Annotated in this window: 12 protein-coding genes; 5 read left to right on the top strand and 7 right to left on the bottom strand. The window is 33.7% G+C overall.

Annotation, left to right across the window (positions count from 1 at the left end; all coding sequences use genetic code 11):
- Positions 1-125 precede the first annotated feature (125 nt).
- The 3 genes from IPN31_15195 to IPN31_15185 form a co-directional block, all read right to left on the bottom strand.
- A complete protein-coding gene (locus IPN31_15195) occupies positions 126-767 on the bottom strand; it encodes a response regulator transcription factor (GenBank protein MBK8683221.1) in 642 nt (213 codons plus the stop codon).
- Positions 768-828: 61 nt separating this feature from the next.
- Positions 829-3,948, bottom strand: coding sequence for a hypothetical protein (locus IPN31_15190; protein ID MBK8683220.1), 3,120 nt, complete (start codon positions 3,946-3,948; stop codon positions 829-831).
- A gap of 44 nt (positions 3,949-3,992) precedes the next feature.
- A complete protein-coding gene (locus IPN31_15185; GenBank protein ID MBK8683219.1) occupies positions 3,993-5,117 on the bottom strand; it encodes a saccharopine dehydrogenase NADP-binding domain-containing protein in 1,125 nt (374 codons plus the stop codon).
- Positions 5,118-5,178: 61 nt separating this feature from the next.
- Between IPN31_15185 and IPN31_15180 the strand changes: the two genes are divergently transcribed.
- The 4 genes from IPN31_15180 (at position 5,179) to IPN31_15165 (ending at position 8,258) form a co-directional block, all read left to right on the top strand.
- Positions 5,179-5,670 (top strand): N-acetyltransferase, encoded by a 492-nt coding sequence (locus IPN31_15180; protein MBK8683218.1) that lies wholly within the window; start codon positions 5,179-5,181, stop codon positions 5,668-5,670.
- 35 nt (positions 5,671-5,705) lie between these two features.
- Complete coding sequence (locus tag IPN31_15175) at positions 5,706-6,344, top strand: class I SAM-dependent methyltransferase (GenBank protein MBK8683217.1); 639 nt, start codon at positions 5,706-5,708, stop codon at positions 6,342-6,344.
- A gap of 82 nt (positions 6,345-6,426) precedes the next feature.
- The gene (locus tag IPN31_15170; GenBank protein ID MBK8683216.1) at positions 6,427-7,713 is read left to right on the top strand and encodes a LysM peptidoglycan-binding domain-containing protein; all 1,287 of its coding nucleotides are present in this window, start codon (positions 6,427-6,429) and stop codon (positions 7,711-7,713) included.
- A 29-nt stretch (positions 7,714-7,742) separates the two neighbouring features.
- Positions 7,743-8,258: a hypoxanthine phosphoribosyltransferase gene (locus tag IPN31_15165; GenBank protein MBK8683215.1), complete on the top strand. Its 516-nt coding sequence runs from the start codon at positions 7,743-7,745 to the stop codon at positions 8,256-8,258.
- Here the strand turns inward: IPN31_15165 and IPN31_15160 are convergent, their stop codons facing one another.
- From IPN31_15160 to IPN31_15145, 4 genes are all read right to left on the bottom strand, one after another.
- Positions 8,259-10,523, bottom strand: a complete 2,265-nt coding sequence (locus tag IPN31_15160) for a carbohydrate binding family 9 domain-containing protein (GenBank protein MBK8683214.1) — start codon at positions 10,521-10,523, stop codon at positions 8,259-8,261.
- Between the two features lie 46 nt (positions 10,524-10,569).
- On the bottom strand, positions 10,570-11,316 hold the full coding sequence (locus IPN31_15155; protein ID MBK8683213.1) for a hypothetical protein: 747 nt from the start codon (positions 11,314-11,316) through the stop codon (positions 10,570-10,572).
- 6 nt (positions 11,317-11,322) lie between these two features.
- Positions 11,323-11,703, bottom strand: a complete 381-nt coding sequence (locus IPN31_15150) for a hypothetical protein (protein MBK8683212.1) — start codon at positions 11,701-11,703, stop codon at positions 11,323-11,325.
- Positions 11,704-11,782: 79 nt separating this feature from the next.
- A complete protein-coding gene (locus IPN31_15145) occupies positions 11,783-14,284 on the bottom strand; it encodes a S8 family serine peptidase (GenBank protein ID MBK8683211.1) in 2,502 nt (833 codons plus the stop codon).
- A 102-nt stretch (positions 14,285-14,386) separates the two neighbouring features.
- Between IPN31_15145 and IPN31_15140 the strand changes: the two genes are divergently transcribed.
- On the top strand, positions 14,387-15,505 hold the full coding sequence (locus IPN31_15140) for a PQQ-dependent sugar dehydrogenase (protein MBK8683210.1): 1,119 nt from the start codon (positions 14,387-14,389) through the stop codon (positions 15,503-15,505).
- Positions 15,506-15,581: the final 76 nt, after the last annotated feature.

The raw sequence follows: 15,581 nt of genomic DNA, 5'->3' as shown, positions 1-15,581 counted from the left end.
TTTTTGGTAATCAAATAGGTTCATAGCAAAAATAATTTAAACACATATGGTTTTAACCCACTAATTCTCGCAGGTAAAAAACTTGTGCAATCAATTGTATAAATCCAATAATATTGTGATTTAGACTAAACGATCTTTTCTTTCAGTGCTTTTGCAACTGCTTCACTTACACTGTGCACATGTAATTTTTTGTAGATATTGCGGATATGAAAATTCACGGTATGGTAGCTGCTGTTTACTTTGTCTGCAATCATTTTATAACTCAATCCATCTATTAGTGCCACTAGTATTTCTTTTTCTTTATCTGTGAGTTGAAAATCCTTTATCTGTTTGCTGATCAATGGGCTTTTAAAAAACTTCAGCACTTTGCTTGCTATCTCTGGAGTCATTGGTGCACCACCTTCATAAATTTCTTTTATTGCTTCCAATAATTTAATAGGAGAAGCTTTTTTAAGCAAATAACCTGTTGCTCCCGCAAGAATGCTTTGAAACACTTTTTCATCATGATCAAATACTGTTTGCATCATTACCGGAATTTCGGGAAAATTCTCTTTAATTATACCTACTGCTTCTATTCCATTTATTCCAGGCATATCAATGTCCATAAGAATTACTTGTGGCTTTGATTGTACAATATTTTCCAATAAATGTGAACAGTCTTCAAAAGCACCAACACATACATAGCCAAGTGAATTGTTTAATAACAATTGCACGCCATCACGCCGGGTAGCATTATCATCAAAAATTGTTATCCTTATAATGTCCATCAGGCTCAAATTTACTTGTATGTGACGTGAACATTAACTACTAATATTAGTAGCTAAAAATCTATTTAATATTAAAGCGCAACCAAACCTCTGTGCCAATCCCTTCTTCGGAAGTAATCTGCAATTCTCCCTCTAATGTTTTTGCCCGCTGTTGCATTGAATGTAATCCATTGCCCGAAGATTGTCGTAAGGTATTAAACCCAATTCCATTATCTATTACCCGCATTAATAATAAATCTCTTTGTTGTACAAAATAAATTTTTACTAGAGTACAGTTTGCATATTTTACTATATTATTTATTGCTTCTTTAAATATCAGGAATAATTCTTTGCGTTGCTCTGAAGATAAATGTAAATCTTTTACAGATTCATGTGCATTAAAATCAAGTTGAATATTTTTTGAATCCAAAGCTTCTGAAGCAAAGTATTTTAATTTCAATACTACTTGTTCAAAATAATCATTGCGGGGTTGCAGACTCCAAACAATATGATTCATGTTCTCCTGCATCTCTAAACTTGTTGATGAAATTTTATCCAGAATATCAATCAATTCATTGTTCTCTTTTTCTGATTTCATTTTTGCTACTTCGCTGTATAAATTAATTGTACTGAGTGCACTTCCAACATCATCATGCAAATCATTCGCAATTTTATTTCTTACTTTTTGAATTTTTAATAATTGCTGTTCTCTATTTTGTACCCATGCGTACGTTAAGCCTCCGGCAATAGATATTATTATCAGATAAAACCACCATTGCAACCAGAATGGTCTTAGAATTTGAAAGTTGGAAATCACCACCGGAGGGCTCCATTGTCCATATTTGTTACTTACTCTTAATTCCAGAGTATATTTTCCATGTGAAAGGCTATTAAACGTTAGATGATTTGGTGTTTCCACCGGCAACCATGAATCTGAGATGCCGGTAAGTTTGTATTCAAATTGGGGTTCTGCTATTGCCGTTAGATCAAGCGCAGAAAATTTAAATGTTATAAAATTTTCATTATGGCTAAACGACATATTTTGGCTATTGAATACATCGCTTATACTCGTATTATATAACTGTACATCACGCAAATAAATAGAAGGAAATAACTCATCAAATTTCCAGGAATCCGGTTGAATACTAACGAGTGCATTGGGTGAGGCATAAAAAAAATTATTCTCTTTATCCACTAATAATTTCGTGTTTTCCCGCATTATAAATTCTTCTCCAGGTAACACCAGTCGATAAAATTTTTCTTCTGTTAAGTCAAACACTTCAAATCCATAAGGAACAGGACACCATAATCTGTTACTGTTGTCTGCATACACTCCTAACATTGTATGTCCTTGTAAAACTAATGGGTTAAAGTGTTCAAAATACTGGCCGTTATATTTATTTAATCCTCCTCCTAAAGTCGTTACCCAAATATTATTCTGTGCGTCAGCATAAATACCTGACACTGCATTTGAAGAAAGTGATAAACTATCATGAGGGTTATTTAAAAATGATTGAAATATATTTTTAGGAGGATAACTTTTTTGCCATTTAAATAAGCCTTCCGCAGTTCCCACCCATATATCACCTATCCTGTCCTTATAAATACATCGTGTCATACTATTCTTAATACTTACAGAATTAGAATCTTGTTTATATAACAAACTGAATTGATTATCTTGAGGATTAAAGAAACCAATTCCTTGACCTAATACTTCTAATAACAAAAGTGATATACCATCAATTGTATCAGGAATAATATTTCTTATTTGCATTACACCGCCTTTATAACTGCGGGTTTGTTCTTTATAATTTTTGTCAAAATAAAAATAATTAATGAGCAAGAGTGATGCATTTTCTGTATTCATGTTGTATGCACAAATATTAGTTTCGGTTCCTAAGAATCCTTGACCGTGGGCAGATTCATAAATAAAATTGGGAGTTAAAAAAAGGTCTTCTTCATAAAAGGTTAGGTGTTGAAATTTTTTTTCTTGTGGTAACCATTTATATATTCCATTCGAAGTACATACACGAATGTTTGATGCTACATCTTTATGTACACTATATACTTGCGCAACCGGATTATTGATAGATTCAAATGCATAGGAGTCAAAATTCCATTGACGAGGATTGTATTTTGCTAAACCATTTTTTGTGCCTATCCATATATTTTCCTGCGCATCCTTGAACAAGCAATTAATATTATTAGAAGGCAATGAAAATTTATTAGCTACTTCTGAAATCAAAGTATTATATGATAGCTCTCGAGTATTAATTTGTAATAACCCTTGAGATGTTGTACCTGCAAGTACTATACTATCATTCATTTTAAGCACTGCGATTACATTATCATGGATGTCGAATAATTTGTGGTCTGATATAAGTACCGAATCATTTTCTTGCTGCCAGTCTAATACTTTTATATATAATCCCTGCCACCAGGTAGCCAGCCATATAGTATCACCGGTAAAAACAAAATCTGTAACTGATGAAGATCCTACATCCTTCAAGTCACGATTTATTTTTTGCCCGTCTTGTGTATAAACATGTAATGTCCCATTATACAATCTTGAAATAAAGTAATGTTCCTTGTAAGTTTTTATTTTGTGCATCCAATCCGGCAAGGGATCCTCAGGCTCGATATTCGGATTTGGAAAATAATTACCGGATTTACTACCAAGCTGCATTTTTACATCATGTGTTTTTTTATTAATAAAAATGTAGGGATAGTTTTCACCACCAGCCAAAATATACATACTATCATAATTGAATAAGCATAAAATTCGATTAGTAGAAATGGTGGCGGTATCACCGAGCACATTCATAATTTTCTTAAACTGCTTTTTTTTAGGAGCATCGGAATCAAATCTTGTTATTCCACCTCCTCTGGTAGCAATCCATAATATACCTTCTTCATCTTCCAGAATATCAGCTATATAATTTCCGCTTAAAGAGTTAGAATCAGAAACATCTGATAAATATTGTTCGAAGATATTACCGTCAAATTTATTTAACCCGTAGTCAGTTCCAATCCATAAAAATCCTTTTGAGTCTTGATAGAAGCAAGTAATATTATTACTTGTAAGTCCATCTTCAATTTTATATGTAACAAAATGTAATTGGGGAAACTGACTATAACTTTTTTCACATATTATTATTGATGCTACCAAAACAAAACCAAATAACCAATTTCGATATATCATCCTTATTTAAAAATTAAAATAATTTCTTTTCTTAATTAATTGAATCATACTGAAGTTTTTTTATAGTAAATATTTCTTTCTTGTAAATATTGCAATATAAACTGAAAATGTGCTTCTTCCTCTCCCAGATATTCCGGTGAAAAAACACCCTTACTTTTAAACATATTATTTAATACCAATTGCGCTGCGGCCGTACAAGTATAACCTGTTGTTCTTGCCATGCTGGATGTTTTTGTAACTGCGTCGTACTTATCCAATAAATTATAAGTATAGATTTTATCCTTTCCGTTTTCGTTGCCTTCCACTATAATGCGCATCACAGTAAATTCATGTTCTTCATCACCTAATTTCCATTTAGGAAATAATAATTTACTGGTTAAATCCAATGGTGCAATTTTTTTTCCTTTCACTTCAATTTCTTCTTTGCTAAAAAATCCTGTTGCCCGCATCACACGCATTAATTCTATATGACCGGGATAACGCAATGTGCGTTCAATTAAATTAGGAATATGTGCCATCGTGTTTACCAAGCTGCGCAAGCCATCACTATTAAATGCTTCCAATGTTCCCACACCTTCAAAATACATCAACTCTGGATCCGTGAGTGCTTCTTTAATAATTAATTTTCCATCACGAACAAATCTTGCAGGTCGGGTATATTCCTCCAATACATCGGCAGGTGAAAACGGTGCTTTATATTCGTAAGGCCAAACACGTTCTGCAGGTAATCCACCAACATAACATTCAAAATTTTTCACTTGCATGCGCTTGTTGTGATAGCCAAGAATAATATTATCCATTCCGGGCGCAACACCCACATCCATAATTGCAGTTACATTATTTTTTTTAGCAAGATCATTCAACACAAATGGATCTTCATTAAAAAAAGAAATATCACAAATATTTTTACCGGCTTCAATCACTGTCTTAAACATTTCAAAACCCATAAAACCCGGAACAGCACCAATCACTAAATCTGCAGCCTGAATTACCGATTTAATTTTTTCATTATCCGATAAATCACATTGAATAGTATTTATACCAAATGCAGAAAGTTTAGCAAGATTATCATCGCTGATATCTGCAGAACTTACTTCACATGTTTTTGCGAGATCAATCGCCATTGCACGGCCTACCATGCCTGCACCTAGTACTGTAACTTTTTTCATAATTTATAAATATGCACCATAAAACTAAAACGATTAAATATACCCACTGTAATTTTATTGTATGATTGAAATCAGACCTTTGGTGCAAGATGATTATCCTGCGATAAAAAATATTTACGATATGGGTATCGCTGCCGGCAACGCCACATTTGAAACACAGTCACCGGAATGGGAAATATTTGATAAAAAGTTTCTTCCACATTCACGTTTTGTTTCTTTAGAAGAAAATACAATTACTGGTTGGATAGTATTATCAAATGTTTCTCCGAGAGAATGTTATAAAGGTGTGTGCGAACTTACTTTATATGTACACGATGATTTTAAATATAAAGGAATTGGAAAGGCACTTATTGAAAAAGTAATTGTAACTTCTGAAAAACATGGCTATTGGAGTATGCTTGCTGTAATTCATAATGATAATCCGGCGAGTATTCACTTGCATGAGAAATGTGGCTTCCGCATGATTGGTTATCGTGAACGAATTGCCTTTTTAAATGGTGTTTGGAAAACAACAGTGATAATGGAAAAAAGAAGTAATACAATCGGAATTTAATTCTTGTCAAAACACTTTTACAAATTAAAACAAATATGGAAATTATACTTTCTCAAATTGAACAATATATTTCTGACCATACAACAGAAGAAACAGCAGCATTAAAAGAACTTAACCGACAAACACATTTAAAAGCGATGATGCCGCAAATGCTGAGTGGCAAAGTGCAAGGGAAAGTGCTGGAATTTATTTCGAGAATGATGCAGCCAAAATCAATTTTAGAAATAGGTACTTATACAGGCTACAGCGGTATCTGTTTAGCAAAAGGATTGCAACCCGGCGGAAAAATAATTACAATAGATATCAATGATGAACTTACACCTATGGTAAAAGATTATGTTGCAAAAGAAAATCTTACCAATGCATTTGAAATACTTACCGGTAATGCATTACAAATAATTCCAACACTTCATCACACATTCGATTTGGTTTTTATAGATGCCGACAAACAGAACTATGCAAATTATTATGATCTTGTTTTTGATAAATTAGTTACAGGCGGATGGATTATCGCCGACAATGTGTTATGGAGCGGCAAAGTAGTGGAAACAGAAAAAGATAAAGACACACTTGCCATTGATGCATTTAACAAAAAAATACAAAAGGATACAAGAGTTGAAAATGTAATTATGAGTGTAAGAGATGGTCTTATGATTGTTCGCAAAATTGGATAAGCCACAATTCTGTGTATAATAAGCTATAACTTTTACTCGTTTGCCAAAGTAGATTTACATCTGAAGAATCTGACGTAAAGCAATGAAGAAAATAATTCTATTCTATTTTATTCTAAGTGCAAGTACAACTGCATTTGCCTCCGGAAATAATACGGACGTAAACAATTATATTTTGCAATATCGGGCAATCGCTGTGCGGGAAATGATTGAGTATGGTATTCCGGCAAGCATCACCTTAGCACAAGGTATTTTAGAATCCGGCTCAGGCAAAAGTGAACTTGCAAAAAAATCCAATAATCATTTTGGAATTAAATGTCAAAGTGATTGGGCAGGCAGCAAAGTATATTATGATGATGATGCAGCCAACGAATGTTTTCGCAGTTATAATAATCCGCAAGAATCTTTTCATGATCACAGTTTATTTCTCACCACAAGAAATCGCTATTCTGAATTATTTACACTTGAACCTTCAGATTATAAAGGTTGGGCTAAAGGATTAAAAAAAGCAGGGTATGCCACCAATCCAAAATATGCGGAATTGCTAATTGGATTAATTGAAGATTATAAATTATATGAGTATGATGGTTTCACTTTAGCTGATTTAAATAAATTAGAAAAATCGGATGGTACCAATAAAGAATATCTGAAAGAAAATCCTAAAGAGGATATTGCTATTGCCACTACTTCAGTAAAGTTTTATTTCAACAGAATTCCTACCGTGCTTGTGCAGAAAGGTGATACGCCGGAATCTATTGCATTAGCGAATAATATTTATCTAAAGCGCATTTTAACATATAACGATATTCGTATAAATACAGAATTAGAACCCGGAACAAATATCTATTTGCAACCCAAACGCAAAAAAGGAAGTGTGAAATATCATACAGTAAAAACCAACGAAACAATGTGGAGCATCAGCCGTGATGAGGGAGTTGAACTTGATAGATTATATAGTTATAATTTGATGAATAAAGGTGAAGAGCCTGCCGCAGGTGAAATATTAAATCTGAGAAAAAAACGCAAAGAGAAAGTAAAGCTTCAGAGTCCCGCACCAAAAGTAGATCCGGAGAAATCCAAAGAGATAAAAACTAAAAAAGTACCATTGGAATTGGCAGCACCGGAAACTGAAGAAATGGAATTTGAAAATTATAATCAGCAAACGCTTGATATAGATTCGTCAGAAGAAATAATTCCTGAACCACCGAAAACGATACAACCGGAAAAAATAATGCATAAGGTACAATCCAAAGAGACATTATATTCTATCTCTAAAATGTATGAAGTAACAGTTGCAGATATTCAAAAATGGAATAAGCTGAATGGCAATACAATTTCTATCGGACAACAATTAATTGTTGGCTATAAATAATTGTGCTTGCAGATGTGTTATTTTGTTCTATGATTTTAGAGGATAAGCATTTTATTAAATACATCAGCAACGAGCAGATTCAATCTGCAATTTTAAAATTAGGCACCGAAATCTCCGATATGTATGCAGCTAAAAATCCTTTGTGCATTGTGGTGTTGCAAGGTGCATTTATGTTTGCTGCTGATCTGGTAAAGCATTTTCAATATCCTGTAGAAATTGTTTTTATAAAAATAAAGTCATACACCGGAACACAAAGCGGAGAGATAATTCACAATGAAAATCTACCTGATGTAACAAATAGAAATGTGATTATCATAGAAGATATAATTGATACGGGAAATACTTTGCAATACTTAATGAAGAATATAAAACAGCAATCTCCAGCTTCTGTTTTCACAATTGCATTATTACAAAAACAAATAGAAAAACCTATTTCTGCCGATAGAGTTTGCTTTAAAATAGCCGATACTTTTGTGGTGGGTTATGGATTGGATTATAATGAAATTGGTCGCAACTTAAAAGATATCTGGCAGCTTGCAGAATAATTATTTTACAGTAAAGGTTTTAACAAACTTCACAGTGATTCCCTGATTATTTACTACCGGTAATTCAGGCATCATGTTCAACGGATCTGTATTTAAATCCTGATTAAACACCACATACAAATCTGTGCCTTCTACCGGATTATATCTGAATCGTAAATTGCTGCTTACCTTATCAGAAATATCATCGTATTGCGTAAATAACTTAATGGAAATTTTAGAAGAGAAATAACATGAAATATTTAATCGGATTAAGTTGCTTATAAATAATGCGTTGTTATCACCGCTTGCAAATTCGGTGGGGAATTGAATATGATTGTATTCATAATCTATTCCTATTTGCAAATTCTTTGTTATAAAATAATCTACTGATGGGTATAAACTAAATCTATTTCCCCCATAAAAATCACCGAATTTCATAAACACATTTCCACTGTAATCTCCATCTGACGGAGCCTCTATATTCAAATCAGGAGAGTACATGAAGTATGTATTTTGCGGAATGGTAATATCATTATTTATATTCCAATCATAAAACAATAAATCATTATTTATCTCCAAAGGTTTTACCTGAATACCTAATCCATTTTTAAAATAGAGTGAACCTTCCGCAGAAAAAAATTCTGTTTCATTTTGCTGTAAAGTAGGTTTGTAACGATAGCGGGAAAATGTGTAAATATTATAAGAACTAATTGTTGCACTTTCCGGTCGCCATATATAACCCACTTTTAATCCGGTATTCAACAAATCATTTTCTGCGATATAACCCATTTCAGGAACAAAATCTTTTCCTATCAAACTCGCATCAAAACCTAAATTCCATCCTTGCCTTACATTGCGATTTATACCAAAATTATAATACACCCGATTTGCGAATGCAGCGAGATCCATATTTTCATATGTACCTGAAATAGCAGAAATAATGGATAATCTAGAATTAATATATTTTACACCACCAATACCCAGACTTTGAAATGTTGCAGGCGATTCACCTACATTAATTTTATTTGTAATAATGCCTCCCCAGAAACTGCCAAGAGAGTCAAAAAAAACACGATTGCGAAATACAGTAAAATTACTCGACGGGGTTGCACCATCATTTGCAGAACCGGTTTGCATATTCAATGCACCAAATTGAAAATTACCTACTTTACCGGTAACTCTTGCACCACCAATTAAAGGAATTATTTCTCCATCATCCTGACCAATACTTCTCGAAATAAAAAGTTGATCTCCTGAAGAAGTACCGAAACTAAAATAGTTTTTAGATTCTAAAAAGAAGCCTCTTTTCTCCGGTAAATTCACTTCATACTTGCTGAGATTAATAATTACATTGTCTGCTTCTGCTTGTGCAAAATCTGTATTCACTGTTAAATCAAGAGTAAGATTTTTACTGATTCCATATTTAATATCGCCACCGATATTACTCAGTATTTTATCTACCACTTCATTATCCGAATAATAATTGCGCTTCATAAATTCGGTTTCTTTTTCATACGCAGTTCCATCGCTATTCAATTGTTGTATTTCGCCATAACCTGCGGTAACGTATGGAATAATATAAAATGGTTTAGCACTTTCCAGATTTGTTAATTGCATTTCTCTTGCAAGCGACACTTTCCAGAATGCATTATCAATATCCGGCGGACATGGGGGATAGATACTATATTCATTTAATCTTTTTATTAAACGTATTGCACGAATTCCCATCGTTACCATTGAATCAGATTTAAATCGCATTGAAGAAAACGGAATACGAAACTCGCTGTAATATCCTGTTGAATCAGAATAAGAAGTTACATCCCAAAATGTATTATACGAATCATTTTCTGTGGTTCCGTCGCTGGAAAATTCCATATCCCATCTTGCACCTAATGTATTGGTAATAAAAGCAAGGCCTGTACTTTTATCATTGTATGTATCTATAATAAATGCAATACCATCATCACGACCTATTTCAAAATCACGCTCTAAACTTAACGCAATCATTTTATCCGGTTCAGGATCAAAACAACTGTAGGCCACATACATAAAATCATCGTCGTACATAATGCGAAGCTCTGTAAGTGCGTAAGGTTGTTGACCGGGAAAGGGGTCGTATTGCATAAAATCATTTATCACTTCCGCTTGCTGCCAAACAGGTTCAGAAAGTCTTCCATCCAAAGAAATTTTTTCATAAATGCGCAATGGAATATAGGGCGGTAATTGTTGCGCAAAAATTATAGAGGAGAAATAAATACTTAATGTGAGTAGAAGTATTTTTTGCATTTAATAAAAGATTTTCAATTTGGGTTTTAGATATTCTGATGAAAATTTATGCGGTTTTATTTTCAGGCGACTTATCAAATATACTTGTAATTACCTGCTGTCGGGAAGTTTGCCATTTATAAGCAAATACATCAGCAATTGTTTTAATTACAACAAATAAAGAAGCAAATGCTATAGTTCCCGCTTTTGGATAATCGGGAAACACATAATTACTTACCCATTGAGAAAGAAATACGCCAAGTACAATAACGATATGTAAAACAATAGTGCGGCCATCAAAAATATTTGCCAGTTCCTGCAAACTTGTAATTTGATATTGCTTATCACGGATATATAAAATGTAATCAACTAATTGAGCAAGAATATAACTGAGTAAAGTAATTTGCATCCATGAGTCACTGAAGGTAATTGCTCTACCAAAGCTTACATAACTATCTGTATTACTCGTATCCCAAAGGCCTACAAATACAATGATGAAAACAAGATAAAACATTAAAATCGCACTTCGCCAGAAAAAATACATGCCCATCATAAACACTCTGCTGTTTACTTTCTTAAATGTGAGTGGTTCACCATTTATGGTAACGTTTTGGTTGGCTTCTTCCTTTTTATTTGCATTAATCATTTTCAACCAACGGAAAATACCAATCAGCACTGTTTCTGTCCAATACAAATAAAAAAAAGCAAAGAAGGAAAGATCGTAAAATAAAATACCCACTAATGGAAAAATATTAGTTACCACTAACAGCGGCATCATGGGAATGGGTTGCTCTCTCTCATCAAAAACCGGCATGTGTAATTATTCTTTCAGGTGTGTTAAATAAGCAATACCGTCTTCACTTATTCTAAAAGTTTTAATAGTCATTGCATAATCATACACCACATGTGCACAATCTTCTTGAATATTAAAATTCATTCTTACCGATCCTGATTCAGTAAAAAAAATCATATATCCATCGTATCCGCATTTATAAAAAGGTGTTTCCTCATCGGTAATAAAATTGGCAATACGTTTAATTTCTTTTTTATCCGTGATGTCTGTGTAGTTCAGTAAATCATCGGTAAAAACAATTTGAATACGTTCTGTTTGTTTGGCTAATTCATCCACTTCAGATACTTCTGAGCAACGCATAAACATAATTGCCATAAAGGTTAAATACACTCCTAATAGTAATCTCATATCGCTACTAAATTACTACATGCATCAGAAATAAATATTTTCAAATGTTTGGCATACATTTTTTGTTGAAGTAGCCTTGTCAGTTTTTAATAAAATTAAATAGCGCAGTTTTATCTTCTGCGGATATTTGCAGAATGTAAGCAGCAGCAGGTAAGCCCTGCAAATTGAAAGTAAATTCTCTTCCATTTAAATTACCATTTGCAATTGTTTGACCCATCATATTAATTACAGCATATTCTGCATTTTCAAGAGTGCCATATTCTAAGGTAAGATTTAAAATAGTGTTAACCGGATTGGGATAGATGCTGATTCCGGATAAAATAGTTTCAATATCAAATTGTTGAAAATCCTGATTAATTGTAAATGTGTTCGATCCATATTGAAATGAAAAACTGCGATTCACATTATCCATGTTTTCATTTAACGAATAAATAAAATATCCATTTCCCGTACCTGCATTATTTATAATGGATATCCAGGATGGCGGAGCAGGTGTTACTTCCCAACTGCATCCGGAAGTAGATTCAATTTGTAAAGAATCAGTGATTGCATTTTTATCATAAAATACTTCACTGCTTTGTGGACTAAATTCACATGCAATATAAATAGAGCGGCATGCAAGATTATTTAATTCGTTGTATTCGGCAATGGCATTATTGTTATCTGCAACCAATACAATTTCATAATCTCCTGCTTCAAAATATTCAGGAATTTCCATAGTAGAATTGTATATAATTGTTTCGCCGGATATAATAGCAGGAGCATAAAAATTTGTAAGATTAATTGCATCTTCAGCAGAGCAATCCTCAGATAAATAAATTCCATTTTCAAATCCCTCACTTCCGGCAAAACCATTGTTTTGAATAAACATTTCAATAGGATAATTTTCTCCCGGATACACGGTGTCTGTAGTAAATGCTTCAATACCACAAAGAATATCCGGAGCCGTAGCTGCTTCCAATGCAAGACATGCATTTACTCTACCATAACCTAATTGACTTGTCCATGTACTATTTGGATGAGAGGCGTTTTCATTATAAGTATAACCACCTACTTTTTCACAAGTGCTTTCCAAAAGAAATCTCACCTCTTCATAAGTAAGCGCAGGATTGTAAGCAAGTATTAAAGCCACTACTGCTGCTGCTGCCGGAGTAGCGCTACTGGTTCCATTAAATTCCAAATTATAATCGCCTGAATTATAACCTGCAGAACCAGAAATATCAGTAGATGGCATTTTCACTCCGGGGGCAGCCACATCTAATGCAGTACCGTAATTGCTTCCCCACCAATATTCTCCGTCACATGAAGAAGTAGATTTTCTTTCATCACACATACTGGTTGCGGCAACACCAATTGCATTAATATTATTTCCCGGATAATGCACTTCAGAAACATTTGAATTACCAGCGGCCGCAATAAAAACTGCTCCCAAACCATCTCGACCTTCGGTAACTGCATATTCTATTGCACCATTAAAAGCGGTGCTTGCACTTCCACCACCCCAACTATTACTTAATATATCTGCGTTCGCATTATCAATACACCATTCCACTGCATCTACTCCCCAAAATGTTTCATATACCCATCCACCCCATGCATCCGAATATGCAATACGAACAGGAACTACCTTACTTTCCGGAGCTATACCTGTAACACCAATTCCGTTATCAGCAACTGCAGCAACAATGCCTGCGCAGTTAGTACCATGTGCATCATCCGAACCTGCTTTATAACTGCCCTGAGTATCCGAGCCGGTACCACCACCCCAATACACGGCATCATAACCTTCTACTAAATTCGGTGTAAGATCATCATGTGTAAGGTCAACGCCTTCATCAATAATCGCTACTTTAATTCCATCACCTTTTGTGTATTCCCAGGCACATAGAATATCTAAATCAGCACCCGGAGTTCCACTATATTGCACTGCGGAACCGATATTATTTATTGACCACTGACGATTGTAATAAGTATCATCAGTAAGTTTATTAATCAGAGAAACTAAATTTATTTCACAATAATTAAAATAGCCACTTGTATATAATGCATCTGCAAATGCAAACATGGAAGCGGTATTTTTTAAATCAAATTCTATTACATAAGTATTGGGAGCAAAATATTTTTGTGTAACAGTGATATGTGAATCTGCAAAAGTAGTATTCAACAATTGCATCATATCCTGCCACATGTTGCCGGATTTTAATTGTACAAATATTTTATTGGTGGGTGCACACAGCACATCATTTTCATCCCGAAACATCATTGAAGTATAAGCAACTGAATTATTGTTCGACAATTCTTCAACAGCTTGAAAAATTTCATTATTGGATAATCCGCTTTTCAATGGAACAAATGCATAGAAATAATTTATATCACTATTTGCAAAATTAAACGGCTCGAAGTATTGTGGATTTAATGCAGCAGAGCGATTCTCTAAAGAAGTTTGCGCATTAAATTTTACCATAACCGATGCATGATCCATTGTGAAAACTAAATTGTTATTGTAGGTGATAATATTTTCTTGTTGTCCGAATAATGGAAGTATTGGAAGCAATATCAAATACAAGAATACAATGCGCATAAAAAATTAATTTTGACAAAAATACAGTTTAGCCCCCTTAAATAAAGATTTTAAAGATGTATTCAAAAATTGTAACTTCATCTTGACATTCAAAATAACCCAATGAAAACAATTACACATATTCTATTCTTGTTGGTATTGCAAACATGTATTTTACAATTTTTTGCATGCACAAATACAAGTGGAAAACAATCAGCCTCATCGCTGCAAACAGCAGGCTATCAAATAGAAGAAGTAGCCAATAATTTAGATGTTCCCTGGGGTATGGAATTTTTGCCTGATGGCAGATTAATGTTTAACGAACGCTCCGGTGATATAAATATATTAGACATCAAAACTGGAGAAGTGAACGCATTGATGCAAAGAAAAAATAGTGCAAGAGCTGAAGGTGGTTTATTAGGTTTGGCTGTAGATCCAAATTTTGAAACCACACATTGGATTTTTATTTATGAAACAGTAAAAAGTGGTAATCAAATAGTGCGATTAAAATTTGTAAATAATATGCTTACCGAAGATTCCGTAATTATAAAAAATATTCCCGCAGCTATGTTTCATGATGGTGGCATTTTAAGTTTCGGTCCTGATGGTTTTTTATATGCAGGAACCGGAGATGCAACGGATCCGCAAAATGCACAAGATCTGCAATCTCTTTCAGGTAAAATTTTGCGTATGGATATAAATGGAAATGCAGTTGACGGCAATCCATTCGGCAATTTAATTTATAGCTATGGACATCGCAATGTGCAGGGATTTGCTTGGGATAATAATGGAAATATGTATGCAACAGAACACGGCCCTTCTGGAGAAGTAAACGGATGGTGTTGTCATGATGAATTTAATAAAATAATTCCGGGTGGCAATTATGGTTGGCCTTATGTAATTGGAAATGATAACAAGGAAAATATGCTTGCGCCATTAATTCACAGTGGAGATGATACATGGGCTCCTGGCGGTTTGGCTTTTGTGAATTCAGATAACACAAACACTTTCGGAGATACATTTATAATGGCGTGTTTGCGTGGCAGTAAATTAATAGTAATTCAAACTGTAGATGATTCTGCTTCTGTAAAAGAAATATTATTTGACGGAACATATAAACGTTTGAGAAATATAATTGCGGCTCCTGACAACAGTATTTTATTTTGTTCATCGAATATGGATGGCAGAGAGTCATCTCCTTTAGCAAATGATGATAAGATATATCGCATGCGTTTTAAATAAAAATAATTTCAGTATTGTGTGCATTCAGTTATTCTGTTGTTCAATATTTCTCCACGGTTATCTTCTTAACTTTACC

It is taken from the genome of Bacteroidota bacterium (assembly GCA_016715425.1).
GTDB lineage: Bacteria > Bacteroidota > Bacteroidia > Chitinophagales > BACL12 > JADKAC01.
This window is presented reverse-complemented; position numbering and strand designations above follow the sequence as displayed.

Coding starts and splice junctions, on each gene's coding strand:
- IPN31_15165 (MBK8683215.1), top strand. CDS start 7,743: ATGATTTTAGAGGATAAGCATTTTATTAAATACATCAGCAACGAGCAG.
- IPN31_15145 (MBK8683211.1), bottom strand. CDS start 14,284: ATGCGCATTGTATTCTTGTATTTGATATTGCTTCCAATACTTCCATTA.
- IPN31_15150 (MBK8683212.1), bottom strand. CDS start 11,703: ATGAGATTACTATTAGGAGTGTATTTAACCTTTATGGCAATTATGTTT.
- IPN31_15195 (MBK8683221.1), bottom strand. CDS start 767: ATGGACATTATAAGGATAACAATTTTTGATGATAATGCTACCCGGCGT.
- IPN31_15190 (MBK8683220.1), bottom strand. CDS start 3,948: ATGATATATCGAAATTGGTTATTTGGTTTTGTTTTGGTAGCATCAATA.
- IPN31_15170 (MBK8683216.1), top strand. CDS start 6,427: ATGAAGAAAATAATTCTATTCTATTTTATTCTAAGTGCAAGTACAACT.
- IPN31_15160 (MBK8683214.1), bottom strand. CDS start 10,523: ATGCAAAAAATACTTCTACTCACATTAAGTATTTATTTCTCCTCTATA.
- IPN31_15175 (MBK8683217.1), top strand. CDS start 5,706: ATGGAAATTATACTTTCTCAAATTGAACAATATATTTCTGACCATACA.
- IPN31_15140 (MBK8683210.1), top strand. CDS start 14,387: ATGAAAACAATTACACATATTCTATTCTTGTTGGTATTGCAAACATGT.
- IPN31_15180 (MBK8683218.1), top strand. CDS start 5,179: ATGATTGAAATCAGACCTTTGGTGCAAGATGATTATCCTGCGATAAAA.
- IPN31_15155 (MBK8683213.1), bottom strand. CDS start 11,316: ATGCCGGTTTTTGATGAGAGAGAGCAACCCATTCCCATGATGCCGCTG.
- IPN31_15185 (MBK8683219.1), bottom strand. CDS start 5,117: ATGAAAAAAGTTACAGTACTAGGTGCAGGCATGGTAGGCCGTGCAATG.